This is a genomic window from Synechococcus sp. Minos11 (assembly GCF_014279855.1).
In the GTDB taxonomy this organism is placed as follows: domain Bacteria; phylum Cyanobacteriota; class Cyanobacteriia; order PCC-6307; family Cyanobiaceae; genus RCC307.
In genome coordinates this window covers 1,769,446-1,794,346 of the sequence record NZ_CP047953.1, presented here as the reverse complement: position 1 = coordinate 1,794,346, position 24,901 = coordinate 1,769,446, and the positions used below count along the sequence as shown (strand labels likewise).

Annotated in this window: 38 protein-coding genes; 25 read left to right on the top strand and 13 right to left on the bottom strand. The window is 60.0% G+C overall.

Going from position 1 to position 24,901, the window contains the following annotated elements:
- Nucleotides 1-11: 11 nt before the first annotated feature.
- Complete coding sequence (locus SynMINOS11_RS10120) at nt 12-1,097, bottom strand: class I fructose-bisphosphate aldolase (RefSeq protein WP_050815555.1); 1,086 nt, start codon at nt 1,095-1,097, stop codon at nt 12-14.
- A 140-nt stretch (nt 1,098-1,237) separates the two neighbouring features.
- Between SynMINOS11_RS10120 and SynMINOS11_RS10115 the strand changes: the two genes are divergently transcribed.
- From SynMINOS11_RS10115 to SynMINOS11_RS10090, 6 genes are read left to right on the top strand one after another with little or no spacing between them, the layout of a single operon-like run.
- Entirely contained in the window at nt 1,238-1,594 is a 357-nt protein-coding gene (locus tag SynMINOS11_RS10115) for a ferredoxin-thioredoxin reductase catalytic domain-containing protein (RefSeq protein WP_011936433.1), read from the top strand.
- Nucleotides 1,591-3,069 (top strand): Fe-S cluster assembly protein SufB, encoded by a 1,479-nt coding sequence (sufB, locus tag SynMINOS11_RS10110; RefSeq protein ID WP_255445389.1) that lies wholly within the window; start codon nt 1,591-1,593, stop codon nt 3,067-3,069. Before SynMINOS11_RS10115 ends, sufB begins: the two co-directional genes overlap by 4 nt.
- 30 nt (nt 3,070-3,099) lie before the next feature.
- Nucleotides 3,100-3,897: a Fe-S cluster assembly ATPase SufC gene (gene sufC, locus SynMINOS11_RS10105; RefSeq protein WP_011936431.1), complete on the top strand. Its 798-nt coding sequence runs from the start codon at nt 3,100-3,102 to the stop codon at nt 3,895-3,897.
- Complete coding sequence (locus SynMINOS11_RS10100) at nt 3,894-5,072, top strand: SufD family Fe-S cluster assembly protein (protein WP_186548309.1); 1,179 nt, start codon at nt 3,894-3,896, stop codon at nt 5,070-5,072. The genes sufC and SynMINOS11_RS10100 overlap by 4 nt, the downstream gene beginning before the upstream one ends.
- Nucleotides 5,069-6,328, top strand: a complete 1,260-nt coding sequence (locus tag SynMINOS11_RS10095; protein ID WP_043737300.1) for a SufS family cysteine desulfurase — start codon at nt 5,069-5,071, stop codon at nt 6,326-6,328. Before SynMINOS11_RS10100 ends, SynMINOS11_RS10095 begins: the two co-directional genes overlap by 4 nt.
- Entirely contained in the window at nt 6,315-6,857 is a 543-nt protein-coding gene (locus tag SynMINOS11_RS10090) for a DUF1543 domain-containing protein (protein ID WP_186548305.1), read from the top strand. The genes SynMINOS11_RS10095 and SynMINOS11_RS10090 overlap by 14 nt, the downstream gene beginning before the upstream one ends.
- On the opposite strand, the gene SynMINOS11_RS10085 is transcribed toward SynMINOS11_RS10090, so the two are convergent.
- Nucleotides 6,845-8,260: a sodium/glutamate symporter gene (locus tag SynMINOS11_RS10085; protein WP_043738301.1), complete on the bottom strand. Its 1,416-nt coding sequence runs from the start codon at nt 8,258-8,260 to the stop codon at nt 6,845-6,847. The two genes, SynMINOS11_RS10090 and SynMINOS11_RS10085, sit on opposite strands and share 13 nt — an antisense overlap.
- A 77-nt stretch (nt 8,261-8,337) precedes the next feature.
- Here SynMINOS11_RS10085 and mtnA point away from each other — a divergent pair, with 77 nt between their 5' ends.
- The 4 genes from mtnA to psbA all read left to right on the top strand — a co-directional run bounded on the left by mtnA (nt 8,338) and on the right by psbA (nt 11,712).
- The gene (gene mtnA / locus SynMINOS11_RS10080; RefSeq protein WP_043738299.1) at nt 8,338-9,414 is read left to right on the top strand and encodes an S-methyl-5-thioribose-1-phosphate isomerase; all 1,077 of its coding nucleotides are present in this window, start codon (nt 8,338-8,340) and stop codon (nt 9,412-9,414) included.
- Nucleotides 9,398-9,874 (top strand): DUF1643 domain-containing protein, encoded by a 477-nt coding sequence (locus SynMINOS11_RS10075; protein ID WP_186548303.1) that lies wholly within the window; start codon nt 9,398-9,400, stop codon nt 9,872-9,874. The genes mtnA and SynMINOS11_RS10075 overlap by 17 nt, the downstream gene beginning before the upstream one ends.
- A gap of 2 nt (nt 9,875-9,876) precedes the next feature.
- The gene (locus SynMINOS11_RS10070) at nt 9,877-10,551 is read left to right on the top strand and encodes a class II aldolase/adducin family protein (protein ID WP_186548301.1); all 675 of its coding nucleotides are present in this window, start codon (nt 9,877-9,879) and stop codon (nt 10,549-10,551) included.
- 81 nt (nt 10,552-10,632) lie between these two features.
- A complete protein-coding gene (psbA, locus tag SynMINOS11_RS10065) occupies nt 10,633-11,712 on the top strand; it encodes a photosystem II q(b) protein (protein WP_011935857.1) in 1,080 nt (359 codons plus the stop codon).
- A 74-nt stretch (nt 11,713-11,786) separates the two neighbouring features.
- Here psbA and SynMINOS11_RS10060 read toward each other — a convergent pair whose 3' ends face one another.
- Both SynMINOS11_RS10060 and SynMINOS11_RS10055 read right to left on the bottom strand, forming a co-directional pair.
- A complete protein-coding gene (locus tag SynMINOS11_RS10060; RefSeq protein WP_186548299.1) occupies nt 11,787-12,569 on the bottom strand; it encodes an HAD-IIB family hydrolase in 783 nt (260 codons plus the stop codon).
- Nucleotides 12,569-14,305, bottom strand: coding sequence for an alpha-amylase family glycosyl hydrolase (locus SynMINOS11_RS10055; protein ID WP_186548297.1), 1,737 nt, complete (start codon nt 14,303-14,305; stop codon nt 12,569-12,571). The genes SynMINOS11_RS10060 and SynMINOS11_RS10055 overlap by 1 nt, the downstream gene beginning before the upstream one ends.
- Before the next feature lie 70 nt (nt 14,306-14,375).
- On the opposite strand from SynMINOS11_RS10055, the gene SynMINOS11_RS10050 reads away from it, so the two are divergent.
- From SynMINOS11_RS10050 to SynMINOS11_RS10040, 3 genes are read left to right on the top strand one after another with little or no spacing between them, the layout of a single operon-like run.
- Nucleotides 14,376-15,674, top strand: a complete 1,299-nt coding sequence (locus tag SynMINOS11_RS10050; protein WP_186548295.1) for a glycosyl transferase — start codon at nt 14,376-14,378, stop codon at nt 15,672-15,674.
- Between the two features lie 55 nt (nt 15,675-15,729).
- Nucleotides 15,730-16,395: a GDSL-type esterase/lipase family protein gene (locus SynMINOS11_RS10045; protein WP_370586164.1), complete on the top strand. Its 666-nt coding sequence runs from the start codon at nt 15,730-15,732 to the stop codon at nt 16,393-16,395.
- Nucleotides 16,396-16,432: 37 nt separating this feature from the next.
- Nucleotides 16,433-16,600, top strand: coding sequence for a hypothetical protein (locus SynMINOS11_RS10040; protein WP_186548291.1), 168 nt, complete (start codon nt 16,433-16,435; stop codon nt 16,598-16,600).
- A 3-nt stretch (nt 16,601-16,603) separates the two neighbouring features.
- Here SynMINOS11_RS10040 and SynMINOS11_RS10035 read toward each other — a convergent pair whose 3' ends face one another.
- Nucleotides 16,604-17,128: a hypothetical protein gene (locus SynMINOS11_RS10035; RefSeq protein WP_186548289.1), complete on the bottom strand. Its 525-nt coding sequence runs from the start codon at nt 17,126-17,128 to the stop codon at nt 16,604-16,606.
- A 93-nt stretch (nt 17,129-17,221) separates the two neighbouring features.
- Between SynMINOS11_RS10035 and SynMINOS11_RS10030 the strand changes: the two genes are divergently transcribed.
- The gene (locus SynMINOS11_RS10030; RefSeq protein ID WP_186548287.1) at nt 17,222-17,521 is read left to right on the top strand and encodes a hypothetical protein; all 300 of its coding nucleotides are present in this window, start codon (nt 17,222-17,224) and stop codon (nt 17,519-17,521) included.
- 34 nt (nt 17,522-17,555) lie between these two features.
- On the opposite strand, the gene SynMINOS11_RS10025 is transcribed toward SynMINOS11_RS10030, so the two are convergent.
- Nucleotides 17,556-17,720, bottom strand: a complete 165-nt coding sequence (locus SynMINOS11_RS10025) for a hypothetical protein (protein ID WP_186548285.1) — start codon at nt 17,718-17,720, stop codon at nt 17,556-17,558.
- A 178-nt stretch (nt 17,721-17,898) separates the two neighbouring features.
- Between SynMINOS11_RS10025 and SynMINOS11_RS10020 the strand changes: the two genes are divergently transcribed.
- Both SynMINOS11_RS10020 and SynMINOS11_RS10015 read left to right on the top strand, forming a co-directional pair.
- On the top strand, nt 17,899-18,072 hold the full coding sequence (locus SynMINOS11_RS10020) for a hypothetical protein (RefSeq protein WP_186548283.1): 174 nt from the start codon (nt 17,899-17,901) through the stop codon (nt 18,070-18,072).
- Nucleotides 18,073-18,274: 202 nt separating this feature from the next.
- A complete protein-coding gene (locus tag SynMINOS11_RS10015; protein ID WP_186548282.1) occupies nt 18,275-18,454 on the top strand; it encodes a hypothetical protein in 180 nt (59 codons plus the stop codon).
- Nucleotides 18,455-18,491: 37 nt separating this feature from the next.
- On the opposite strand, the gene SynMINOS11_RS10010 is transcribed toward SynMINOS11_RS10015, so the two are convergent.
- Nucleotides 18,492-19,001: a hypothetical protein gene (locus SynMINOS11_RS10010; protein WP_186548280.1), complete on the bottom strand. Its 510-nt coding sequence runs from the start codon at nt 18,999-19,001 to the stop codon at nt 18,492-18,494.
- A 183-nt stretch (nt 19,002-19,184) separates the two neighbouring features.
- Between SynMINOS11_RS10010 and SynMINOS11_RS10005 the strand changes: the two genes are divergently transcribed.
- From SynMINOS11_RS10005 to SynMINOS11_RS09995, 3 genes are all read left to right on the top strand, one after another.
- Nucleotides 19,185-19,286, top strand: coding sequence for a DUF4278 domain-containing protein (locus tag SynMINOS11_RS10005; protein WP_083831725.1), 102 nt, complete (start codon nt 19,185-19,187; stop codon nt 19,284-19,286).
- Nucleotides 19,287-19,413: 127 nt separating this feature from the next.
- A complete protein-coding gene (locus SynMINOS11_RS10000) occupies nt 19,414-19,557 on the top strand; it encodes a hypothetical protein (RefSeq protein ID WP_011936405.1) in 144 nt (47 codons plus the stop codon).
- Nucleotides 19,558-19,560: 3 nt separating this feature from the next.
- Entirely contained in the window at nt 19,561-19,731 is a 171-nt protein-coding gene (locus SynMINOS11_RS09995; protein WP_186548278.1) for a hypothetical protein, read from the top strand.
- 29 nt (nt 19,732-19,760) lie between these two features.
- Here the strand turns inward: SynMINOS11_RS09995 and SynMINOS11_RS13010 are convergent, their stop codons facing one another.
- Together SynMINOS11_RS13010 and SynMINOS11_RS09990 are read right to left on the bottom strand one after the other, a co-directional pair.
- The gene (locus SynMINOS11_RS13010; protein ID WP_255445387.1) at nt 19,761-19,892 is read right to left on the bottom strand and encodes a hypothetical protein; all 132 of its coding nucleotides are present in this window, start codon (nt 19,890-19,892) and stop codon (nt 19,761-19,763) included.
- Nucleotides 19,893-19,917: 25 nt separating this feature from the next.
- Nucleotides 19,918-20,100, bottom strand: coding sequence for a hypothetical protein (locus SynMINOS11_RS09990; protein ID WP_043737296.1), 183 nt, complete (start codon nt 20,098-20,100; stop codon nt 19,918-19,920).
- 135 nt (nt 20,101-20,235) lie between these two features.
- Here SynMINOS11_RS09990 and SynMINOS11_RS09985 point away from each other — a divergent pair, with 135 nt between their 5' ends.
- Entirely contained in the window at nt 20,236-21,618 is a 1,383-nt protein-coding gene (locus SynMINOS11_RS09985) for an NAD-dependent succinate-semialdehyde dehydrogenase (protein WP_186548276.1), read from the top strand.
- A 158-nt stretch (nt 21,619-21,776) separates the two neighbouring features.
- Here SynMINOS11_RS09985 and SynMINOS11_RS09980 read toward each other — a convergent pair whose 3' ends face one another.
- Nucleotides 21,777-22,100 carry a hypothetical protein gene (locus SynMINOS11_RS09980; protein WP_186548274.1) on the bottom strand — a complete coding sequence of 108 codons (324 nt, stop codon included), beginning with the start codon at nt 22,098-22,100 and terminating at the stop codon, nt 21,777-21,779.
- A gap of 21 nt (nt 22,101-22,121) precedes the next feature.
- Between SynMINOS11_RS09980 and SynMINOS11_RS13005 the strand changes: the two genes are divergently transcribed.
- On the top strand, nt 22,122-22,256 hold the full coding sequence (locus SynMINOS11_RS13005; RefSeq protein WP_255445386.1) for a hypothetical protein: 135 nt from the start codon (nt 22,122-22,124) through the stop codon (nt 22,254-22,256).
- Nucleotides 22,257-22,547: 291 nt separating this feature from the next.
- On the top strand, nt 22,548-22,859 hold the full coding sequence (locus SynMINOS11_RS09975; RefSeq protein WP_186548272.1) for a hypothetical protein: 312 nt from the start codon (nt 22,548-22,550) through the stop codon (nt 22,857-22,859).
- Between the two features lie 16 nt (nt 22,860-22,875).
- On the opposite strand, the gene SynMINOS11_RS09970 is transcribed toward SynMINOS11_RS09975, so the two are convergent.
- Nucleotides 22,876-23,124 (bottom strand): hypothetical protein, encoded by a 249-nt coding sequence (locus SynMINOS11_RS09970; RefSeq protein WP_011936399.1) that lies wholly within the window; start codon nt 23,122-23,124, stop codon nt 22,876-22,878.
- Between the two features lie 75 nt (nt 23,125-23,199).
- Entirely contained in the window at nt 23,200-23,376 is a 177-nt protein-coding gene (locus SynMINOS11_RS09965; RefSeq protein WP_011936398.1) for a hypothetical protein, read from the bottom strand.
- A gap of 250 nt (nt 23,377-23,626) precedes the next feature.
- On the opposite strand from SynMINOS11_RS09965, the gene SynMINOS11_RS09960 reads away from it, so the two are divergent.
- From SynMINOS11_RS09960 to SynMINOS11_RS13000, 3 genes are all read left to right on the top strand, one after another.
- Nucleotides 23,627-23,803, top strand: a complete 177-nt coding sequence (locus SynMINOS11_RS09960) for a hypothetical protein (protein WP_186548270.1) — start codon at nt 23,627-23,629, stop codon at nt 23,801-23,803.
- 75 nt (nt 23,804-23,878) lie between these two features.
- Nucleotides 23,879-24,076: a chlorophyll a/b-binding protein gene (locus SynMINOS11_RS09955; RefSeq protein ID WP_011936396.1), complete on the top strand. Its 198-nt coding sequence runs from the start codon at nt 23,879-23,881 to the stop codon at nt 24,074-24,076.
- Nucleotides 24,076-24,198, top strand: a complete 123-nt coding sequence (locus tag SynMINOS11_RS13000) for a hypothetical protein (RefSeq protein WP_255445385.1) — start codon at nt 24,076-24,078, stop codon at nt 24,196-24,198. Before SynMINOS11_RS09955 ends, SynMINOS11_RS13000 begins: the two co-directional genes overlap by 1 nt.
- Before the next feature lie 70 nt (nt 24,199-24,268).
- Here SynMINOS11_RS13000 and SynMINOS11_RS12995 read toward each other — a convergent pair whose 3' ends face one another.
- A complete protein-coding gene (locus SynMINOS11_RS12995; protein WP_255445384.1) occupies nt 24,269-24,394 on the bottom strand; it encodes a hypothetical protein in 126 nt (41 codons plus the stop codon).
- Nucleotides 24,395-24,901 lie beyond the last annotated feature (507 nt).

The window sequence follows — 24,901 nt, the reverse complement described above, 5'->3', positions numbered from 1 at the left end:
CCAGCCTGGCATCAGGCGATGGGGATCGCTGGGTCGAGATAGACGTCTTGAACCCGTTGGATCAGAGCGGCTCCTTCTTGGCGCGGCTTCTGGAACGCCTTGCGCCCCATGATCAGGCCGCAGCCGCCAGCGCGCTTGTTGATCACGGCGGTGCGCACGGCGTCGTGCACATCGTTTTTGCCAGCCGCGCCGCCGCTGTTGATCAGGCCGATGCGGCCTGAATAGCAATTGAGAACTTGATAGCGGCAGAGGTCGATGGGGTTGGCGCTGCTGAGCTCGTCGTAGATGCGCTCATCGGTCATCCCATAGGACTGACCGAGGGCCCGGGCCACAGCGCCGTAACCGCCATTGTTCTCAGGCAGCTTCTGCTTAATGATGTCGGCGCCGATGGTGACCCCGAGATGGTTGGCCTGGCCGGTGAGGTCGGCGGCTAGGTGGTAATCGGCTTCTGGCTGCTTGAAGACTGGGTTGCGCAGATAGCACCACAGCACCGTGGCCATGCCACGGCTGTGGGCTTGCTCAAACAGCGCCGCGATCTGTTGCAGCTCCCGGTTGCAGTCGTCGCTGCCGAAATAGATGGTGGCGCCAACGGCCACGGCGCCCATGTTCCAGGCCTGATCAACCGAAGCAAACAGGATCTGCTCGTGCACGTTGGGTGCTGTCAGCAGCTGGTTGTGGTTGAGCTTCACCAGGAAGGGGATCCGGTGGGCCCAGCGGCGGGCCACCGAGCCCAGCACACCCAGGGTTGAGGCCACAGCGCTGCAGCCAGCTTCGACGGCCAGTTCAACGATGGCTTCGCTGTCGAAGTATTCCGGGGTTGGGGCAAAGGAGTGGGCCGCTGAGTGCTCAATGCCCTGGTCCACCGGCAGGATCGAGAGGTAGCCGGTGTGGGCCAGTCGGCCGGATCCATAGAGCTGCTGCAGGCTGCGTAGCACCTGAGGGCTGCGGTCTGAGCTTTCAAACATCCGGCTGACCACATCCGGGCCTGGTAGGTGCAGCCGGTCGCGGCTCACCTTGGGCTGTGTACGCAATAAGAGATCGGCTTCATCGCCCAACAGCTCGTCCACGGGCCGCTGCTGCAGATCAGAGAGAGTCACCACGGGATCCAGGGGAGGTTTCTCGCAAGCTATGAACGCCGCACGCGGATGTCAGTTAAGGCTTGGGGGTGCCACTGCAGGGCATACCCTTGCTCTAGCCTTGGGAAAGGAAACCAAGGTGTTTCGTAATTCCGGCCCCTATGGCAGACGACGCGCAACAGCCCGCGGCTTCAGACAGCCTTGAAGTCATCCGCCGTTTTGCGGAAACCTATGCCCAGCGCACGGGGACCTACTTCTGTAGTGATCCTGGTGTCACGGCAGTGGTGCTCGAGGGTTTGGCCCGCCACAAAGACGAGCTTGGTGGCGCCCTTTGTCCTTGCCGCCACTACGAAGACAAAGAGGCGGAGGTCTCTCAAGCGTTTTGGAACTGCCCCTGCGTGCCGATGCGCGAGCGCAAGGACTGTCACTGCATGCTGTTCCTGACCGAGGACAACCCGTTCCGCGGTGAGAAGCAGAGCATCACCCTGGATGAAATCCAGGCCCATACCTCTGGATGAGTGCCACTCCGCCTGTGAATGCTTTGGACGCGCCAGTGGCCTCCAGCAATGTCAGCGACCTGGTTAGCCAGCCTTATCGCTATGGCTTTGTCACTGACATTGAAACGGAGAAGATCGCCAAGGGCCTCAGTGAAGAGGTTGTTCGGCTGATTTCGGCCAAAAAGAAGGAGCCCCAGTTCTTGCTGGATTTCCGCCTGCGTGCCTTCCGCCGATGGCAGCGCATGGCTGAGCCCGATTGGGCTGCTTTGGGCTACCCGCCCATCGACTACCAGGACATCGTTTATTACGCCGCTCCCAAACAGGAGCAGAAGAAGGCCAGCCTCGATGAGGTCGACCCCAAGTTGCTGGAGACGTTCGACAAGCTTGGGATTCCGCTGAGTGAGCAGAAGCGTCTTTCCAATGTGGCGGTGGACGCTGTCTTCGACAGTGTTTCGATTGCCACCACCTACAAAGAGCAGCTGGCCGAGCATGGTGTCATCTTCTGCTCCTTCAGTGAAGCGGTTGAAGAGCACCCCGAGTTGATCGAGCGCTACCTGGGCAGCGTTGTTCCGATCGCTGATAACTATTTTGCTGCGCTGAATTCAGCGGTGTTCAGCGACGGTTCATTTGTTTTCATTCCCAAGGGCGTCACCTGCCCGATGGACCTCTCGACCTATTTCCGCATCAACAGCGGTGATACCGGTCAATTCGAGCGCACCTTGATCGTTGCCGAAGAGGGGGCGTCGGTGAGTTACCTCGAGGGCTGCACTGCCCCGATGTTTGACACCAACCAGCTGCATGCCGCGGTGGTGGAGTTGGTGGCCTTCGATGACGCCTCGATCAAGTACTCCACCGTTCAGAACTGGTATGCCGGCGATGAGAACGGCAAAGGCGGCATCTACAACTTCGTGACCAAGCGCGGCATCTGCAAGGGCGCCCGCAGTCACATCAGCTGGACCCAGGTGGAGACCGGCTCAGCCATCACGTGGAAATATCCCAGCTGTGTATTGGCTGGTGCTGATTCCGTTGGCGAGTTTTACTCCGTGGCTCTGACCAACAACTGCCAGCAGGCTGATACCGGCACAAAGATGGTCCATGTCGGTCCACGTAGCCGTTCAACGATCGTCAGCAAAGGGATTAGCGCTGGCCGCTCCGCCAACAGCTACCGCGGGCTCGTGCAAATGGGGGCTAAAGCGATTGGCGCTCGCAATTACAGCCAATGCGATTCGATGTTGATCGGCGATCAAGCGGCCGCCAACACCTATCCCTACATCCGATCGCAGCAACCCCAGGCCACCGTTGAGCATGAGGCCAGCACCTGCCGGATTTCGGAAGATCAGCTCTTCTACTTGCAGAGCCGTGGCATCGCTTTTGAAGAGGCGGTGTCGATGATGGTCAGCGGTTTTTGCCGCGACGTCTTCAACCAGCTCCCGCTGGAATTTGCCGCTGAAGCCGACAAGCTGCTCGCCCTCAAGCTCGAGGGTTCCGTCGGTTAACCCGCTGCTTGCCCACCTCACTAATTCGTTGTGTCTGAGTCCCCTGTCCTGCTTGAGATCACCGATCTGCGCGCCTCGGTCGCCGATCAGGAGATTCTTTGTGGGGTCAATCTCACGGTCCGCGCCGGTGAAATCCATGCGGTGATGGGCCGCAATGGCAGCGGCAAAAGCACCCTCTCCAAGGTGATTGCGGGGCATCCCACCTACACCATCACCGGTGGCAGCGTGCGGTTCCGTGGTCAGGACATCGCTGAGCTGCCACCAGAAGAGCGCTCCAGGGCCGGTGTGTTTTTGGGCTTTCAGTACCCGGTGGAAATCCCTGGGGTGAGCAACCTGGAATTTCTGCGGGTGTCGACCAACGCGCGCCGTCAAGCGCAGGAGCTCGAAGAGCTCGACACTTTCAGTTTTGAAGAGCATCTGCAGCAACGGCTGGAGCTGGTGCAGATGGATCCGTCGTTCCTTGAGCGCAGCCTCAATGAGGGGTTCTCAGGCGGCGAGAAAAAGCGCAATGAAATCCTGCAAATGGCTCTGCTGGAGCCGGTGGTGGCGATCCTTGATGAAACCGATTCCGGCCTGGATATCGATGCCCTGCGCATCGTGGCTGCAGGGGTGAATCACCTGGCCGGTCCCGACAACGCCACCTTGTTGATCACCCACTACCAGCGTCTGCTCGATGCGATCACTCCGCAGTTTGTGCATGTCATGGCCCATGGCCGCATCCTGCGCACCGGTGGTCCGGAGTTGGCCCTTGAGCTGGAGCGCCGTGGTTATGACTGGGTGGATGCTGAAGCTGGCGTCACCTCGCGCAGCCCTGAGGTGTTGGCATGAGCAGCGCGGTGCTGGAGCGCCAAAGCTGGCTCGATGGATTGAGGGCGAGCCATGGGCTTGCTGCCTCTGAGCTCACCCTGCCCCCCAGTCGTCAGGAGGACTGGCGTTTCACTGATCTGGCGCCGCTGTTGCAGCTTGATCCACGCGCTTTGAAGCCCTGCGCTAGCGCCGCTAGTGCTGCCTGGCCGGCGCCGGAAGCGGATGTGGTGCGGCTGCAGCTCGGCCCTGATGGACTGAGCTTCAGCTTGGCTCCGGGTTCCCAGCCCTTGCCGGAAGGAGCTGTTTTAAGCGGCGTTGAGCCTGGAGAGGCCACCGGCTTGCCCTGCCGACTGCATGCCTCTGTCGCTGGCCCGCAGTTGCAACTTGCTCTGGCTGCTGGCGCCAGGCTGCGTTTGGAGTTGTGGCTACAGCCAGAGGCTGCCCGCGCGCTGCTGGCGCCGCGGTTGCGTTTCCTTCTGGCGGAGAACGCCGAGTTGGAGTTGGCGTTGCGGATCAGCAGCACCGCCTCCAGCCTTTGCTTGCCTTGGCTCGAAGCCGATCTGGCCACCGGCGCCAGGTTGGTGGAGGGTCAATGGCTCCAAGGTGATGAAGGCGCTGTGTTGATGGCAGGCAGTGCCATCCGTCAGCAGCCCGGCAGCTCCTACAGCCGTACGGCCGTGGTTCAGGGTTGGGCCCTCGCCCGCCAGGAGCCGCAGTTGTTGCAATGCGCTGGCGGCGCTGAAACCTGTCTGCGGGATTTGGCCGTGCTGAGTGGCACCGCCATTGCTGATTTGCACAGCTTGGTGCGATTCGATGGCCCTGATGGCCGCCTGGATCAGCTGCAAAAAGCGCTCGTGGATGGCCGATCCCACAGCATCTTCAACGGCACCGTGCAGGTGCCCTGCGCAGCACAAGGCACGGATGCCGCCCAGCTCAGTCGTCATTTGCTGCTCAGTGAGCAGGCCTGGGTCGACACCAAGCCAGAACTGGAGATCGTTGCCGACGACGTGCGTTGCAGCCATGGCGCCACCGTCAGCAGCTTGGCCGATGAGGAGCTGTTTTACCTGCGCAGCCGCGGCATTGATCGCCCGGCAGCCACCGAGTTGCTGCGCCGGGGCTTCTGCTTGGAGGTCTTGAATCAGCTGCCGCCGCTGGCTGCGGGTTGGCATCCATGGCAAGGGAGCTCAGCGCGATGACAGCTGCCGCTCTTGGGCTGGATCTGGCACAGCGCACCCGTGGGGATTTCCCTGTGCTCGATCAGCAGATCCATGGCCGTCCGCTGATCTATCTCGATTACGCGGCCACCAGCCAGAAACCGCGCCAGGTGCTTGAAGCCCTGGATCACTACTACCGCTGCGACAACGCCAATGTGCACCGCGGTGCCCACAGCCTCAGTGCTCGTGCCACTGATGCCTTTGAAGCGGCCCGCAACACAACGGCAGCCTTGGTGGGATCGGCTGATCCAGCTGAAATCGTGTTCACCCGCAATGCCACCGAGGCCATCAATTTGGTGGCGATGACTTGGGCGCTCGATCAGCTCCAACCCGGAGACGAGATCCTCACCACGGTGATGGAGCACCACAGCAACCTGGTGCCTTGGCAGATGGTGGCAGCGCGGACGGGAGCCGTGTTGCGACATGTGGGGCTCACCGCCACCGGTGAGTTGGATCTCGATGATCTGCGCGGTCAGCTCAACGGGCGCACCCGCCTGGTCGCGTTGGCGCATGTCAGCAACACCCTGGGGTGCCTCAATCCCATCGCTGAGGTGGTGTCCCTCGCCCACGCCGTTGGCGCCCGAGTGCTGGTGGATGCCTGCCAAAGCCTTCCCCATCTGCCGGTTGATGTGAAGCAGCTGGAGTGTGATTGGTTGGTGGGATCCAGTCACAAGCTCTGTGGCCCCACAGGCATGGGCTTTCTTTGGGGTCGGCGTGAGTTGCTGGAGCAGGCCCCACCGTTCCTCGGTGGTGGCGAAATGATTGATGAGGTGTTCCTGGAGCGCAGCACCTGGGCTGCTTTGCCCCACAAATTTGAAGCGGGAACTCCAGCGATTGGTGAGGCCATCGGTATGGCTGCCGCCATCGACTACATCCAGGCGTTGGGTCTTGCGGCGATCCATCGGTGGGAGCAGCGCCTCACCGCCCGTCTTTGGGAGGGCTTGAGCCGCATTGATGGGGTGCGTTTGCTCGGCCCGAGCCCCGAGCAACAGCCCGATCGCGGTGCTTTGGCTGCTTTTGTCGTTGATGGCCTGCATGCCAACGACTTGGCCGCCTTGCTCGATGCCAGTGGCATTTGCATTCGCAGCGGCCATCACTGCACCCAGCCGTTGCACAGGCTCTTAGGCCTGAGTGGATCGGCGCGCGCCAGTCTTGGTTTCACCACCACCGAAGCCGAGATCGACGCGTTCTTGGAGGAGTTGGCTTCATCGGCTGCATTTCTGCGTGAGCACGCCTGAGCAGCCCAAGCTGTTTCTCGTTGTATTGGGCGGCCGCATCGATGGCTGCCATGTCGAACTCCACGACGTGCGTTTTGTGGTGGGTTCCACCATTGAGGCCACGATTCCCGAGCTGCAGCGCCAGTGGGTGGGCAGGCGGCGCGGCCTGCATCTCGACAGCTGGATGCAGGTGCGTCAAATCGATGGCTATGCCATCAACCTCACCCAAACACCTGCTGACTCGGTGGAGAAGCTTTGGTTTGTGAATGTGGGGGGCTACAACCCCAGCAACTTGCTGGAGTTGCATCAAATCGGTTTGGTGGTGGCTCCCTCGGCCGCGGCGGCCAAAGCGCGTGCCAAACGACGTTTGTTGCCCGATGCCCAGCAGCGCCACAAAGACGATCTGCATGCCGTCGACGATTGCTTGCCGCTGGATCTGCTCGAGGGCTGGCATGTGCAGCTCAGCCCCAACCCCAGTGGTGGCTCGCAGCCCCAAGTGCCCGATTGGTGGGGCTACCGCCCGATCGATCGCAAGGTTCAGCTCAGCTGAGTTCGGCGTCCCAGCCTGAGGCCGAAGCCGATGGCGAGCAGGGTGAGCACCAGGGCCACCAGGCTGAAGCGGGGCAGCCCCCAGCCGGCGATCAACAGGGGCGACAAGGCTGTGATCAGCCCGCCTCCAAGGAACGGTTCAAACACCAGTTGCTTAAACGAGAAGGCCTCCATGACGCGGCTGCGGCCGTAGGGATCGGCCATGCGCAGCAGCAACAGGCCCGTGGCGGTGACTCCGGTGCCTTGGCCGAAATCAGCAATGCCGCGTTCAAACCAGTGATCGCTGAAGATCCGCGGAGCGAGCAGGAAGAACGCCGCGATGTTCCAGCTCAACCCGGCAATCGCCAAGGCGATGAAGGGCAGCCAGTTTTCTTCCAGCAACGGCAGGTTGAGGCTGGCCATCGCTGCGGTGATCAGCAGATCCATCGCCACTGAGCCCACGCTGGCCTGCGCTGAGGCGGAGGCCAAGGAGGTCTGTCGGCTGCGTTGCAGGGCGACCTGAACGATCAGGCCCCCCACCATCGCCAACGGGAAGATGGGGATGGCCTGCAGCAGCCGAGCGGTTTCAGCTCCGCCCAGGCTGCTTCCTAGTGCGGTGATCAAAGCCTTCAGCAGGATGCCCAGGCCGACGGCCCCACCGGCGAGGGCCAGGTTGATCGTCAGCGCATCAATCGTGAGGGAGTTCTGTTCGGCGGGCTCGGCTGTGCCAGCGGCCGTTTCGATCGCCAGCCGCTCTCCGGCTGAAAAGGGGTCCTCGTCGGCGATCTGTTGCAGCAGCGCTGCATTGGGATCAGCTGGTTCAAGCCCACGCTCTTTTTGCGCCAGCCACTGACGGCGGCGGCCGAACACCACCAAGGTGCTGCCGATCACCACAGCGGTGAGCACGCCCACGGTGGCCATGGCCAGGCCCAAGGTTTCGCCTGACTCCAGGCCCAGCTCCCGGAAGGTGGCGCCCATGCCAGCGGCCGTGCCGTGGCCTCCCTCAAAGCCCACCTCGATCAGGGCGGCCATCAGGGGATTGGTGCCAAACAGTGGTTGCAAGATGGCTAGCACTAGGAGGCCGCCCACCAGGTATTGGCCGAAGCCGAGGACCATGCCAAAGGCGGTTTGGCCAGCGGCGCGTTTCCAGATCACCCCAGGGCTGGGCAGGCGCTGGCCCAAAAACAAGGTGGCGAACACCAGGCTGATCAGCACGCCAGGGGTTTGCCCCCACACCTTGTAGACCTGCTCAGGAAAGATCGGGAATGGGCCAAAAGGGCCCACCAGCAACCCCAGCAGACCAGCCACCAGAGCCTCTGGAATGCCCAGTTGGCGCAACCAGCGCAGCCGCTGCCGTAGGGCCATGCCGATCAGCAGCAACAGGCTGAGGCTGGCGAAGGCCACCAAGACATCGAACAGCTTCATGGCATCGGGAGCGCTGCGGGCAGATTGCCATTCCGGTTGGCAGGCAGCATGGCAGCGGCGCAATGGATGCTTCGCGGATGAATATTGATGGCCGCCCTTGGCGCACGATTGGCCTGGAACCGAATGGCCGCTCGGTCTGGGTGATTGACCAGACCGCCTTGCCCTACAGCTTTGGCACCAAAACCTTGAGCAGCTGCCAGCAGGCGGCGGAGGCGATCAGCACGATGGTGGTGCGTGGAGCCCCCTTAATTGGGGTGACTGGCGCCTACGGCTTGATGTTGGCGTTGCAGGCCGACCCCAGTGATTCGGCTTTGGCGACGGCCCATGCCTTGTTGTTGTCGACGCGCCCAACAGCGGTGAACCTGCAGTGGGCGCTCGACCGTGTGCGCGATCTGGTGATGGCGTTGCCGCCGGAGCAGCGGGCCGAAGCCGCTCGCCAGGAGGCAGCCCGCATCGCGGATGAGGACGTGGCGATGTGCGAAGCCATTGGAGAGCACGGCTTGAAGCTGTTTCAACAGCTGGCCGCGGCGCGCCCTGCTGAGCGCCAGAGCGAACCGTTCCAGGTGCTGACCCATTGCAATGCCGGTTGGCTCGCCACAGTTGATTGGGGCACGGCCTTGGCTCCGATCTACAAAGCCCACCGCGCCGGTCTCAACATTCATGTCTGGGTGGATGAAACCCGCCCTCGCAATCAGGGCGCCAGCCTCACCGCCTTTGAGTTGGGGCGCGAGGGTGTCCCCCACACGGTCATTGTCGATAACGCCGGCGGCCACTTGATGCAGCACGGCCAGGTGGATGCCGTGATCGTTGGAACCGACCGCACCACCTCCCGCGGCGACGTCTGCAACAAGATCGGCACCTACCTCAAAGCGCTCGCGGCTCACGACAACCAGGTGCCCTTTTATGTGGCGCTGCCGGCTTCAACCATTGATTGGACCTTGGCTGATGGGGTGGCTGAGGTGCCGATTGAGGCCCGCTCGCCGCGGGAGGTGAGCCACATTCAGGACCTCGCCTTGATCCCCGAGGGAAGCCCGGCGTTTAACCCTGCCTTTGATGTCACCCCAGCCCGCCTGGTGACGGCCTTGATCACCGAACGCGGTGTGGCAGCGGCCAGCGAAGCGGGCCTTCGAGGTTTGTATGGAACCGTGGCTTGAGGCCGATGCGGTGATGAGCGCCTGTGGGCGTTATCGCTACGCGCTGCGCCGTCGCTGGCGTAAGGGCCGCGGCGAGCTGTTGGTGGTGGGGCTCAACCCCAGCCGGGCCGATGCCCGCTTTGATGATCCAACCTTGCGGCGCTGCATTGGCTTTGCCCAGCGCTGGGGCTTTCAGGGCCTCCGCCTGGCCAATTTGTTTGCTTGGCGCGCTCGCGATCCGGCCCAGTTGCTGCGTGTTCACGATCCGATTGGCCCCGACAACGACCACTGGCTGCAGCAGTTGGCTGATGGGGCCGATCTGGTGCTGGCGGCTTGGGGCACCAAGGGGGACTGGCTCAACCGCGCCGAGTCGGTGCGAGTACAGCTGGGCCCCTGGCATTGCCTTGGGCTGAGCCGTCAGGGAGCTCCCTTGCATCCGTTGTATTTGCCCCGTGAGCGGCAGCCGCAGCTGTGGTGCTAGCCATGGGCGCAGTGGAAGCCGAGCCGGTGCAGCAGCAACGCCAACAGCTGGTGGAGGTGGCCCGGCAGATGAATGCCTGCGGAGTGAATCAAGGCACCAGCGGCAACCTCTCGCTGCGTATTGATGGCGGGCTGCTGATTACGCCCAGTTCGCTCCCCTATGAGCAGATGGAGGCTCCTGACCTGGTGGCCATCAGCTTTGAGGGTGAGTCCCTGGTGGCGGACCAACGGCGGCCGTCATCGGAGTGGCGCTTGCACGCTGATTTGTTGCGTCATCGCCCCGATGCCGAAGCCGTGGTGCATTGCCATTCGGTCCATGCCACGGCCCTGGCTTGTCATGGGATGGCGATTCCCAGTTTTCACTACATGGTTGTGGCCGCTGGAGGAGCTGATATCCGCTGCGCGGACTACGCCACCTTCGGCACCCAGCAGCTCTCGGATTTGGCGTTGGCTGCGTTGCAAGACCGCCGCGCTTGTCTGATGGCACATCACGGCCAGGTGAGCTTGGGGGCCTCGCTTCCTCAAGCGCTCGCTTTGGCGATTGAGGTGGAAACCTTGGCGCGGATGTATCTGCAGGCCCGTTTACTGGGGGAGCCACCCCTGTTGAGTGGCGAGCAAATCGCAGCTGTGGAGCGGCAATTCACGGGATTGAGCTATGGCCAAGCCGACGCTCCTTAGAAAAACCACACACTGGGCAATCTTTCGTTACAATCGGCGGAGCGGTAATCCCGCCCTACTTACTGATTCCCTCACGGACTCATGCAAACCACCATTCAGCAGCGCTCCGGCGCCTCTGCGTGGCAGCAGTTCTGCGAGTGGGTCACCAGCACCGACAACCGCCTCTATGTGGGTTGGTTCGGTGTTCTGATGATCCCGACTCTGCTGGCTGCCACCACCTGCTTCATCGTTGCCTTCATCGCCGCTCCCCCGGTTGATATCGACGGCATCCGCGAGCCTGTCGCCGGCTCCCTGCTTTACGGCAACAACATCATCTCCGGTGCTGTTGTTCCTTCCAGCAACGCCATTGGCCTGCACTTCTATCCCATCTGGGAAGCCGCTTCCCTCGATGAGTGGCTGTACAACGGCGGTCCTTTCCAGCTGGTGATCTTCCACTTCCTCATCGGCATCTACGCCTACATGGGCCGTGAGTGGGAACTCTCCTACCGCTTGGGCATGCGCCCTTGGATCTGCATTGCTTACAGCGCCCCTGTGGCTGCTGCTTCTGCAGTGTTCCTGGTTTACCCCTTCGGTCAGGGTTCTTTCTCTGACGCGATGCCCCTGGGCATCTCTGGCACCTTCAACTACATGCTGGTGTTCCAGGCCGAGCACAACATCCTGATGCACCCCTTCCACATGCTGGGTGTGGCAGGCGTCTTCGGCGGCAGCTTGTTCTCCGCGATGCACGGCTCCCTGGTGACCTCCTCCCTGGTGCGTGAAACCACCGAGAGCGAGTCCCAGAACTACGGCTACAAGTTCGGCCAAGAGGAAGAGACCTACAACATCGTGGCTGCCCACGGTTACTTCGGTCGCCTGATCTTCCAATACGCCTCGTTCAACAACAGCCGCAGCCTTCACTTCTTCCTGGCTGCCTGGCCTGTGGTTGGCATCTGGTTCACCGCCCTTGGCGTGAGCACGATGGCCTTCAACCTGAACGGCTTCAACTTCAACCAGTCCATCCTGGATTCCCAGGGTCGTGTGCTGAACACTTGGGCTGACATCCTCAACCGTGCCGGCCTCGGCATGGAAGTGATGCACGAGCGCAACGCTCACAACTTCCCCCTCGACCTGGCTGCTGCCGAGAGCGCCCCTGTGGCTCTCCAGGCTCCTGCCATCGGTTGATCTGGAATCAACAAACGATTCAGATCAACTGAATCGGAAAGCCCCCTCCTCGGAGGGGGCTTTTTGTTGTTTGGCTATCGGCTTTCATTGGCGAGCCAGGAGCTAACAGCACGCGCCCAACCTTCGCCATGGGGAGCTGGTGCTAACTGAAAACGGCCACTGGCGATGGCCTCTTGGAACACCGGGTGTGGCCCTTGGGCGCCTGGCACTACAACGGCTTGATCTACCGCTTCGAGCAGGGGCAAATCATTGGGAGAGTCGCCAAGCCCAAGCACCGCAACATCGGGTTGTTGCAAATGCTGTTTGAGTACCTCCACCGCGCGGCCCTTGTGGCTGCCGCCACTGAGCAAATGGCTCATGCGATTGCCTTGCACAATCAGCAGCTCATGCTGAGCCGCCAACTGCCGCAGTGGTTCGCGCAGGGCTTCAGGGGCTGTGAGAAAGGGAACGCTCCATTGGCGGCGCTGCGCTGAAGCAAGCGCCTCACCGCGCAAGCCTGTTAAAGCCTCGCCTTGCTCCGCGCTGAGATCTTCCAGGGCCACCAGCTCATGGCCTAATGCCTGGCTGAGCTCATCCAATTGCGGCCTCAAGATGCTGTGGGCTGCCCCTAAAGGCACCACCCATTCGCTGCCATCGGCGTTGTTGCCATAGATGGCTCCGCCGTTTTCGACGATGAATGGATCGCTCAGGCCAGCGTCTTGGCGAAATGCCCGCACTTCTTCAGCGGTTTTGCTGGTGCAGGGGATCACCAAAATCCCTTGTTGCTTCAGTGCGGAAATGGTGCTGCGAGCCGGCTCCCAGCTGTAGCTGTGATCCAGCAACGTGCCGTCGAGATCGGTCACCACCCAGCGCGTCATCAACCCAGCTCCAGCCAATGCACGGCAAACGGCTCCAACTCGAGATAAGGGCCACCGATCGTGGAGCCACTGAGCGCGTCAGACCAGCTGAGCTTGGCCGTATCTGTTGGGAGTTGCAGCCTCTTGGCCAAGGGGAAGCTCAACCTGCGGTTGCTGAAATTGTGCACGGCCCAGAGCGCCTGGCTTGGTGTTCCACGCTTCAAGATCACCACATCACTGCGATCGCTGCTCAGCAACTCCATCGGCGCTTCAGGATCCATCGCCGGACGCTGGCTGCGCAGCTCCATCGCTGCTTGCAGCCGCTTCAAAATTTTGCTGGCCGGTTGGTCGGGATCAGCGAGTTGGCGTTCCAAGCGTTCCGCTTGAAATTTGGGGCGATTGAGATCGCGGCGATGCCCAGTGCTGCGGAACTGCTTCATGTCGTTGGCAGCCGCTACTAACGCCGGCAAATAAAACGCTGGCACCCCTGGCAGGGCCATCACCAGCAGCTGGCTCAGTAGGAAGCGTTGCAGCTGGAGATGGGAGGGATCCACGCCGCCATCAGCCATGGCGCTCCACCAGCTGATGTTGATCTCGTAGGGCGATTCCTTGCCGCTCGCGAGGCGCCGGTGGCTGACCAGGCCACCACGGCGCTCACAGGCCACCAGCAGCTCATGCACTCGTGCAGGAGGCATCAGGCCTTCGAGTGGACGCAAGCCAATGCCGTCATGGCAGGCGCTGAAATTCAGCAGGCTCGTGCCAGCTGGGAGCTCTGGCCAGCGCGCGAGCCATTGATTCAGCAGGTCGGCGCGGCGGCTGATCAGGGCCTCAACGAGCAGCGGAGGCAGCGGGAAGTTGTAAGCCAGATGGGCATCGTTGCCGCTGCGCAGATAAGAGAGGTTCTCCTGCTCGGGAACGTTGGTTTCGGTCACCACAACGCCCCGGCTACTGACTGTCTCCAGCAGTTGCCGCAGGATGCGAACCACTGTGTAGGCCTGCGGGCGATGCAGGCATGTGGTGCCCTCTTCCTTCCACACAAATCCCACGGCATCGAGGCGAAGCCAGCTCACCCCATGGCGGCTCAGCCGGCCCAGCAGTTCGCTGAAGCCCAGCAACACCTGGGGCTCGCTCCAATCGAGATCGAGTTGATCAGGGCCAAAGGTGCTCCACACCGGCCTCGGCCCATCGTCGGTGGCCAAGGTGGTGAACAGGCTGGTGCTGCGTGGGCGGATCACATTGGCCCAGCCTGCCTCTGGATCGGGAGCCAGGATGCAGCTCCGCCCAGGCTCGCTGCGCTGCAGAAATTGCAGCACCCAGGGATGGGAGGCAGAGACATGGTTCAAGACCAGATCGGCCATCACCGTTCGCCCTTCGGCGAGTGCAGCGAGATCGGTCCATTCGCCAAAGCCTGGCTCCAGTTCGCTATGGCTGGCTACCGCAAAGCCGCCATCGCTACTGGCCTTGAGGAAGGGCAACACATGCACCACACCATCGAGAGCGCTGAAGTGGGTGTTCAGAATGCCTTTGAGCGTTGTTAGGCCCCTTTCGCCATCTCGTTGCAAGGTGTTGGCGTAGGTGATCAGAACGGCGGTGCTGGCATCCCAACGGGGTTGTTGCTCGGTTATCTGCTTTGTGCTGGTTTGCAGAGATTGCAGCAATTGCGACGACAGTTCTTGGATGAACTCGGAAGACTCCTCCCGATAGAGCTCTCCAAGGAGTGCGTCCAATTGGCCGCTGTGTAGGGCACTCCCCTGCATTCACTCCTCCATTTCTTGCCTACACGGTATGGAGAAATGAGCTCATCGCTGTTGTCGCACGAACTATCGAGTGGATTTCCAGCAGGGGCCCATCACCAGCATCCATGACTACGGCACCGACGCTGATGCGGCCGGCCTGTTGCGTCGGGGATTGCAGCAGCGGCCGACAAGCCTGCTGATCCCCTGTTTGATGGAGGAATTCAGCCGGCCGGCACTGGGGCTGATCCGTGAGGTGCTGCGCGAGCTCGATGGCCTGCAGGAGCTGGTCATCGCCCTCTCGGCTGGAACGGCTGAAGAGGTGTTGCAGGCGGAGGCGTTCTTCGCCGATATGCCCTTCCCCGTGCGGGTGCACTGGACCAATGGGCCGGCGGTGAAGGAGCTGCTCGCCTCGCTGCAAGAGTTCAATCTCGAGGTGATGGGCCCACCTGGCAAGGGTTGGGCTGTTTGGCAGGGGCTTGGGGTTGCCACCCGTCAAGCCGAGGTGGTTGGCCTGTTTGATGCCGACATCCGCACCTTCTCCCCGCAATACCCGGCTCGGATGCTGGCGCCCTTGCTCGACCCCTCCCAAGGCATCGCCTACGTCAAAGCCTTTTACAGCCGCCTGTCGCTGGAAACTCGTGCCTTGCAGGGCCGCGCGACGCGCTTATTTGTGAATCCGCTTCTGGTCAGCCTTGAGCGGATGTTGGGTGAGCTCAACTATCTGCGCTATTTGCGCGCGTTCCGCTACCCCTTGGCCGGTGAATTCGCGTTCACCACTGATTTGGCCATGAACCTGCGCATCCCTAGTGATTGGGGATTGGAAGTGGGCTTGCTCTCAGAGGTCTATCGCCAGGTCGCCATTAGCCGGATTGCACAGGTGGATTTGGGCTTGTTCGATCACAAGCACAAAGAGCTCGGCAACACGCCCAAAGAGGGCTTGCAGCGGATGTGCGGCGAGATTCTCTCCACGGTGCTTCGGGGCTTGATGGAGCACGAAGGTGTGGCCTTGGCTGAGGCCCATGTGCCTGCCCTGGAGGTTCTCTATCGCCGCGTTGGTGAAGATCGCGTGCGTCAGCACGGCTTGGATTCCAGCGTCAATGGCCTGCCCTACGACCGCCATGGCGAAGAGTTGGCTGTGCATGAATTTGCCAATTTGATCCGCCCGGGGATGCATCAGTTCCTACAGCAACCGGTGTCGCTGCAATTGCCGTGCTGGTCGCGCTTGTTGAGCTGCTCCGCATCCCTGCGCGATGACCTGGCCTTGGCTGGTTCGCAGGGCCGCCAAACCCGATTGGTCAATGTGCCTTTGGCTCCCAAGCCCAAGATGGAGGTGGGCCGGGCCCAGCCGGCCCCTTGGCACCAGCCCGCTGCCAGCGGCTCAGCCCGTTAGATCCAGTTGGATGAATTCGGCTCCGTAACATCAGCCCTCGCGCGAGCTGGTGCTGATGGAGGTTCCCCCCAAGCTGATTGCACTTGGTGATAGCGGTGTTTTCGGCTGGGGTGATCTTGAGGCTGGTGGATGGGCAGAGCGGTTGCGCTGCCATTGGATGCCCAGGCCCCAAGCCCCGGTGGTTTACAACCTGGGCGTTCGCGGCGATGGGCTGGAGCGGGTGGCCGCCAGACTCCAGCAGGAGTTCAACGTGCGTGGAGAACTAAGGCGTCAGCAGCCTCAAGGGATGTTGTTGGGCGTTGGCCTCAATGATTGCGCCCGGGTGGGTCGCTGCGATGGCCGCTTGCAATTGGAGCCTGAGGCTTTCCTGTTTGGTTGGGAGCAGTTGCTCAGCCAAGCGGTGCAACTGGCCCCGGTGTTTGTGTTGGGACTAACGCCTGTGAATGAAGAGGCCATGCCCTATGCCGGCTGCCTTTGGTATGGCAATGGCGATGTGGCGCGAGCGAATCGCTTGATCGAAGAGGCCTGCCTTGAGAAGGACGTGCCGTTTTTGCGCTTGTGGGATGGCGATGCCGTTGGAGCGCAATGGCTTGCCCGCCTCAGTCCCGATGGTTTGCATTGCAATAGTGACGGCCACCGTTGGATTTTTGAGCGGCTGCGTAGTTGGCCCGAGCTCTTGCAGTGGGCTGGCTTGCCACCAGAGGGTGCCTGCAAGCTCTAACCCAGAGCTATGACAGGCGTCTTGGCCCTTGTCTGTGATGAATCCCTTTTTGTTGCTGCTCTACACCGTGATTTTTTGCGTGGTGTATGGAGCTGCCTATGGCGCTGCACTCACAGGCAAAATCGCTTGCATCAACCGCAACTCGGCAATCACCGCCCTGGTCTTTGCTGTGGTGCTCTGGCTGCTGAATAAGCCCTTTGGCTGACGCTCATAAAAACGACGCCACAAATTGCGAGCGCAGCAATGTCTCGCCAGCGGAGCGGTTCACAGAGCTTTGTCGAAACAGCTCAGCGACCGCTCCAAAGCTGGGCTCCCTTGGTGTTGATGGGGCGCTGCAGTACTGAATTCCGATCAAGCGGAGCACCGTTCCGCAGCCCATCCCGTCTTGCTGCAAATAGGGCTTTTGCAGCATGGCCAGCCGCACTAGCTCGCCGCTTTGGGCTGCCATCTCGTCACCCATCACCGGCTGACAGTCGCTATCGAGCCTGTGGGGGGCGGTTGCATCACTCCATTGCAGTGCAATCGCATGGCACTGCTCATCGTGGGGGGTCCAAGGGGTAGGCAAGCACTGCCCGCCGCGTTGCGTAACGCTCTCCAGCACATGCTGCAGCTGCTCATCGCGATCGTGCTGCAGTTCGTCGATCACGTGGTTTGGAACTAGGGCGATCAGGCTCTGTCCATGGCTTTCTAGTAGGGGAACCGGATCTGGGGTTAGGAACACTTTGGTGGTCATCAATCCGTTATCCAGCCCTGGTCAGGCCTCCATGCTGGCTGATTGGCCCACAACAACTGGCTTCTTTAGTCTGAAGTGATCTGAGAGTGCCCCATGCCTTTGCTCTGGGAAAACCTGGCGCGCCAACTCGACAGCGTGCGTGCAGCAGACACCACAACAACTGCTGTCACTGATGGCACTGGTGGAGTGTCACGCCAACAGCGTTTGCAGGCAGCTTTGGCTGCCATCCAGGACAAGGGCAATCCCTTGATGGTGGAGTCCCTCAAGGCTGCTCTTGAGGGCAGGGAACCTCGGATGGAATTGCCTGAACTCCCTCAAAGCCTGCAGTCAGATCTCAGTGGCCCGGAGGCTTACCTTCGCTCGATTCCTAAGCAGTTCCAGCCCAAGCAATAACCCCTGCTTTGAACCGAGCTTTGGCAGCGCTTGCTTACTCAACGTCCATCTCAGAGGCATCGAGCACCTGCCAGTCCCCATCACCTTCTTGCTCGCAAAACTCAGCGGCATCTGCCTCGCTGCTGAAGGTGGCGACTTCCCGGTAGATGCCCTCGCTGTCTGTTGGCGCCATCACCAACCAGCGCTCGTCGTGATTCATAAATCAAAAGAGGCTGATGTCATCAAGCATGCTTGATTATGAAAAGTTTAAGTGAGGCGCCTTAAGGAGATTGGGCTTGGCTTAATGATTTCAATGCGAGACGTCCCGGCTAGCCCGGGGCTTTTTTTGTCTTTTTGGCATTCTGCGGCGCCATGATGTTGGCGCTTTCTTGCCCGCCATGGTTGATCCCAAAGAGGAGCAATTGTCGAAGTTGAAGATGGTCCTGGCGCTTGCTGAGAAAAACGGGAATCAGTTGTTTATCGACAACATCAAGCGCGATATCGAGGCCCTGGAGAGCGGCCAGGAGTCTCCGATCATCGCTGAATACTTGACCGACGAGGAGCGCCGCTGAGCGGCGGCGGATCAATTGCTTGATGCCGCATCGCCTAATGCCTGGGCGAGTCAGCAAGAGGCGATGGGCCGGTGATTCCGCTGTTGAGATTTGGTTTCGATATCCATGGGCGTTGGGTGATCAGGCCTTGCTGTTGTGTTTTCGCCTGAACTCCCTCGTTAGGGGCTGGCCTCGTACAACCTCAGCTCCGGCGTTTCCTCTCATGTCCGATCTGCAGTACCGCACTTGCCAGCACAGCGGTGAAAAGGCTTTTGGAGGGCAGTCCCGTCTGCTGACCTATCGCGGCAACACCTACCGGACTCGGGTGTTCCAAGCGCAGCAGTCGGTCAATGGAGGCAGCTCCAACGTGGTTGAGCTCTTTGAGGACCGGCGCGCCGCTTGAGCTGCAGCTGCTGCCGAATCGCTTTGCCCCTGCTTTGTTAGGGGTTTTTTGCTGCGCTCCATAGCGCCAAGCCGCCGCCCCGCCCCCTGGCGACAAGCCATTGGTCCTGTTGAGCGGCAATCAAGGCAAAAAACGGAGTTCGCTTGGGTTTGGGTGCTGGAAGTGGTCGTTGCAGCAGGGTTGTTCCGCCAAGTTCCAGGGTGAGCGTCTCGAAGCGAAAGCACAGCAAGGGCCGTTTGCCCTGCAGCCAGCCAGGTCCGTTGAAGCGCAGCTTCAGGGGGCCCAGGCTGACGGCGTTGCAGATGTTGAAATCACTGGGTTGATCCTCATGGGCGCCGCTGATCGAGAGGCGGGCGTTCAGCCATCGCAGCACTTTGGTTTGGCTTTGGCTCTCGTGGGACTCTCCTTTGCTCCAAAGCCGTTGGGGTGACCATTCCCCTAATAGCGCTGTGGTTGGGATCCCCGATCCTTGGCTGCGGGCCTGAGCTTCCTGCTTGAGGAGGCCAGTGAGCGTGAACGACTCGATGTCGCCAGCGTCGTTGGACATGGTGATGTTTCGGCGATTGTGGCCAATTTTTACGTTGTGTATCGCACTGAACGACAGAGGGATGTTCCAAGCCGATAAAAAGTGTGTGTAGCAACCGCTACAGCACGTTCACCTCGCTCCGGTGAGGCGCAGTTCGATCCAGGCCATGGAACGGGGACCTGGACTGACTCAGAGGAACCTCCCATGACCCTGACCTATCGCGGCCAGCAGTACATCCAATCGAAAGCTGCTGTTGATCAGCAAAAGCCTGCCCTGACCTACCGCGGCGTGTCTTACGCCAAGTGATTAGGCCTTAAGGCTGAACCACCATGGCCCCCGCTTCGGCGGGGGCTTTTTTGTTGCTGTGTCGCTGGCTGGTCGTGGAGCACGGCAATTCGCGTTAACCTTAATCAATCATTAATCAACAAATTCTTTGAATCTGGAGAAGCAGCAGCGAAAGCTGGTCATGCTCAAAGAGCGGGCAGAGCTCTGTCTGAGCCGCGATCAGGCCCAGACGATCATCCGCAAAGCGGAGAAGGCGCAGCGCAAAATTGAGCGGGCGCAAACTGCAATCTGAGCGATGAACCCTGACTTGGCTGACGCGTTGCAGGCTTTGGTGGCCGTCGCGATTGAAAGCACCGTTGGGCTTGAAGATCACACCCAATCAGCTGCTGTAGCTGATGCCATGCGGGCCTGCACGGCTCAATTGCTGAGCGTGTCTGAGCAATTCCAAGACAGCGACTTGGATTAACGACCACCAGCGCAAAGCTGGGCTTGCACTTACTTGGGTCGTTTGGTGATGTCGCCGAAATCATCGTCGTTGGGTTGCAGAAACTGCCACACCACAGGAACAGTGAACAGCACGGTTAAACCGATCGTGGCCCAGATGGCCACTGTGTAGTCACCATTCATGGTCAGAGCTCCAGTCGCTCAGACCTTAACCCTTGCTACCGGCCAATTCGCTTTGTAGTTCACGGCGAATCGTCCGCAGGGATTGCAGCTTGCGGCTGGCTGTCTCCCAGAGCCGGCGATGTCCGTCGTCAAAGAGGCCATCCACCAGACTCTGATGCTCGGCGATGGCGACGTCTACTTGATTCAAGGCAATCTGCAGTTCGCTCATCTGCCTGTGCTTGTCGATAACCACGAGTCAGCCACAGCTTGATGTCGAGTGCAAGGGAGGCATCGGTAACTAGGCGATGCGCATCACTGATCCTGTTTGCCAGGATGGCCTAACACGGGGTCGCGCAAACTCTCCATGACCTTCCGTGAAGCGTTAGTTGCGATCAATCCGGCAACTGGATTGACCATCGACCACTACCCGGTTCTAGATCTCGACGAGATCGATACGAGCGTTCTTGGGTGTCATCGGGCCCATAAAGCTTGGGAGATTGTTGGATTCCAGCAGAGGGCTGAACTTCTTCAGCGCTTGGCAGGCCGGCTTGAGGATCAGCGTGATGACCTCGCACGATTAATTACTGGGGAAATGGGTAAACCCCTGGCTGAGGCAGGAGCTGAGATCGATAAATGTGCCTGGGTATGCCGCTATTTCGCTGAATCAGGTGAGGCTTTCTTGCGGGCCGATGAGATTCAACTGGATGGATCAATCGCCTCAGTTGTTTCAAGGCCTTTGGGCGTCATTTTGGCGATCATGCCTTGGAATTTTCCGTTTTGGCAGGTGTTCCGAGCCTTAGCTCCAGCCTTAATGGTGGGAAATGGGATGCTTCTTAAAGGCGCTTCCAATGTGCCTGGCTGTAGCCGAGCGATTGCCCAACTTCTCGCAGCACTCGACGTTCCTGCTGGCCTGCTCACAAATTTGCCGATCCACGCCTCTGAGATTGAGAGGGTGATTGCGAATCCATTGGTACGTGGTGTGACCCTGACTGGGAGTGAAGCCGCCGGCCGCGCGGTTGCGGCAATGGCTGGCACTCATCTCAAAAAATGCGTTCTCGAATTGGGTGGTCAAGACCCTTACATCGTCCTGGCTGATGCTGACATTGCCCTGGCAGCGCAAAAGTGCGTGCAAAGCCGGATGCTTTGCTCTGGCCAAGTTTGTATTGCCGCTAAACGGTTGATCGTTGTTGATGCGGTTTACGACGCGTTCAGGGGTGAGGTTCTCAAGCTGCTCGAGACCTATCCCTTGGCTAATCCCTCAGAGCAAGCTTGCCGTCTTGGCCCATTGGCGCGACAAGATCTTCGCGACCAGGTGCATGCCCAGGTTGTCGCCAGCATCGCTGCTGGTTGTCGCTTGCTCCGTGGTGGAGCGATTCCAGATCAGCCAGGTTGGTGGTATCCGGCAACCGTGTTGGAAGGAGTTGTGCCTGGCACTCCAGCTTTTGATGATGAGGTGTTTGGCCCGGTTGTGAGTTTGATTCGTGCCAGCGACGAAGAGCACGCCTTAGAGCTGGCTGCTGAGAGTCGCTTTGGCTTGGGGGCTGCAATCTTCACCGCACGGCAAGACCATGCGCAGCATCTGGCTGCTGAGCGCATCGAATCTGGTTCAATCGCAATCAATGATTTTGTTAAGAGTGACCCTCGCGTTCCTTTTGGCGGGATGAAAGACAGCGGCTTTGGTCGTGAACTGGGCCGGCTTGGGATGCAGGAATTTGTGAATCACAAAACTATTGTTTCCCCTGTCTGAAGGGGCACTGATGGATCAGCAAACCTGGGCTGTGGCTCAGAGTTCTGGCACAGCTTGCGAGGGCTCTTTGCAATGGCATCTCATCGCGTCGTTTCCCTCGCAAGCAGAGGCTGAGGCTTATCGCGACGCGTTCTGTCCCGATGATCCGGCCATCGACGTTATGCCGTTGGATCTGCTGAGCTAGAGCGCAAGGCTTTGAGTTCCCAAACAACCCCTCTGGGGTCGTAGCCATCCACCAAAAACTTGCAGAACAAAGGATCGATCACCAAGGGTTCGACACCCTCTTCGCGCCATTCGACCCAATGGTGTTGCCCTTTGCCGTGCTGCCCCATGACGCTCGGGTGATGCAGTTCCCCCGATTCCCTGAACAGGTGCTCACCCCAGGTTTCGTCGTAGGCAACCATCGCTGCCAGGGTGACCCAACTGGCTTCCTCGCAGTCGCTCCAGCTCAGCCCATGGGAGCCAACGGCTTGAAGAGCCATGCCGCTGCGCACTAGATCAAGGTGGCTGAGATCTCTGAGCGCCGTGGTGTCTGGGGTCAAAAACGAGCTGCAACCTTGGCCGTCTTAGCCACGATTGATCGCGGGTTGGAAGAACAGCTCTCCAGCTACCGATCTCTGCCCATGGCGCAGGCTTGAGCACAAGGCTGAAGAGTGCCTAATCCATGAGCAGGCCCAGAGACTCATTCGGAAGGCTGCAAAAGCTCAGCGCACAATCAATGATGCCTTCGCTGAAATGGCAGGGAGGCCCTTCCATCGTTGGCGCTTGATCGGGATGATGCAGTGTCCCCGGACTGCACTAACCCTGTGAGGATCCACCATCCACTGGTGCTCGCTGGCTTGGCCCTGCTGGTTGCTTGCGCGAACCAATCCACAGATTCCGCTCCACCAGTTGCGCCAGAGCCTCCAAAGGCTGACCCTGAAATCTCAATGCCGCTCGAGGATGCCTCTGTTCCGGTGCATCAGGCGGCGATCCAGGCTGGGGCTCTCACCCCGTACAGCGAGGACCAAGCGCCTGAGCTCATCAACCGCTTTTCCACTCGAATTGATGAGGTGGAAGCTTTTCGCCAGCTTGCGGCCAACGCCGCTGCCGCCGATCCGGATTGCCAGGTGATCTCCATGGTGGAAGTGGCCAGCACCAGCACCACAGATGACCTGCGTTTTTGGGTTGAGTGCAGCGACAACAATGGTGATCCGGTTCGCTACAACTTCACTGAGGCTGAGCTCAAGTCTCAGAGTTGAAGACCGCGAGGGCGGATTAGACGTCGGTGTGGATCAGAACTGTGTTGATCAGTTCACAGGCCAACTCTTCGCTTGTGTCCTGCAGGATTTGGCAGGCTTGCAAGACAGCCATTTCCATCTCAGGGCTCATGGTGTCCCCGCGCATGGCAAGAAGAACTTTCTGCTGTTGGAGCTCGGTTGCTTCTTGCTCCAGAATTCTCTGGACGCTGCGGGCGAGCAGCGTTTCGACGGCTTGGCCGACGGGATTGGTGGCGTTGCTTTTCAACGATCTCGTTCGGCTTAAACCATGCTTGCCAAGCTCCGATCTGGCTGTGGCTCCCAGACACAAAACAGCACTTGACTAGGCGACGCGGCAGCCAAGGTTGACCTGCCCTTCATCGATCAAGCGGCCCAGTCGGACGGCTGTCGCGACTTCGGCGCGGCTGAAATTGTCTTGGTGTGCACCCACCCAGGCCATCTCTTGGATGGTGATCACGCCTGTGGAGATCGACTCCAAGAACACTTCGCCAAGAGTCATTAGTTTGTAACGATTCCGTTACATGCTGGCGCGGCCTTGCTCTGGCTGTGGGTTGTTGGTCCTCTGTTTTGGTTTTGGTAAGAGTTAATCCCTAAACCGTGCCCGATCTGACAATAAAGTTCATTTCATGGCCTAAAAATGGACGCATCCCTGGCGGGAAACCGGGGATGCGTCGAGCGCTTGGGGGGCCTGTGGGAGGGCCTTCCTTTTTTTTGTCTGATTCCGGCTGGCGATCGAGCAGGCTGAGCCGATGGATCAGTTGAGTGCGGGCTATTGGCAGCTGGGCTTGTTGGCCCTTGTGTTTGCTGGACTCCAGCTTTGGTGGATTGGCAGCACCTTGCGCCGCAACCGCCAGCGCGACTTGGCCAGGCCCATGAGCGAGAGGGAGTTCAAGCGCTCGTTGGAGCGGATTTTTAAAGACTCCTGAGTCACACGCTGCTCAGCCAAGCTGCTTAGCGCTTTGTCACACATGCGTTAACATTTCTTCATCTGCACAATTCAGATGACCTCATCCGCTTCTACTGATAGCTGGTATCAAGATGCTGCTGCTGCCCAAATCAAGTCAGAGCGACTTGAGAAGGCTGAGCTGCTCAATGGCCGCGCGGCCATGCTCGGTTTTGTCATCGGTGTGCTGACGGAAGCCATTACGGGGCACGGCATCGTCAGCCAGATCACCCTTGGCGCCTTCGGCTGCAACTGATGACCGACTACACCTTGGCCATCTATGGCCTAATTGCCGTCACTGTCGTTATCACTGCTGCTGTCGTCTTCGTCTTGCGTCAGCCTTCGGATCTTCCAGCTTTCAAAAAGCAGCGCGACTGAGCCAATGGCCTTCAGGCCGCGCTTTGCCCCCGCCTAGGCGGGGGCTTTGTTTTGTTTGCTTTTATCCCTCTCAGTGGTGGCCAGCAATGATCGTGGCGGCCGGTTCGGCGCTCCAGTCGGGCCTCGCTTTGCAGTAGGCATTCGGTGCCCAGCTGTTGCAGCGGCGGTTGTAATGGGCCTTCGGCGCCAGCACCATTTTTCTGGTTTGGCAGCTGGCTAGCGTTCCCTGCCAGAGCTCAAAGCCTGCGCAGTAAAGGCAGCGCTTCCATGGTTGTTCGGCTGGTAGCTCAGGCATGAGGAAGCCTTGGTCCCAGGCTTTGTCTGGCATCACTAAGGATAGTAGTTCTGTACTATTTTTAGCTGGCGCTGCTCGTTTTGGCTGTCTGATCAATCGAGCACAAATTCATTGCGCAGAGCCCTGGCATCTTGAATTCTCTGGTCTGCCGCCAAGGTCCTCAAGCGAGTGTCCAGCCAGCGCCTTAGGCGCGTTGACCACATGGATTGGTTCAAAAGATCGTCCGACGGCTCAGGCTCGCCGAAAGGGATCGTCATCGAGCCGTAGCGGTCGTTAACGATAGAAAATTCTGCCGCCAGCGTTGCGTGAGTTAGCGCTGCTGGCCGGCGTTTAGCCCTTGGGCGACAAGTCGAAAGGCGAATGCAGCGGCGATGGAGACAACAGCGGCCACGGCGGCAGAAACAACGA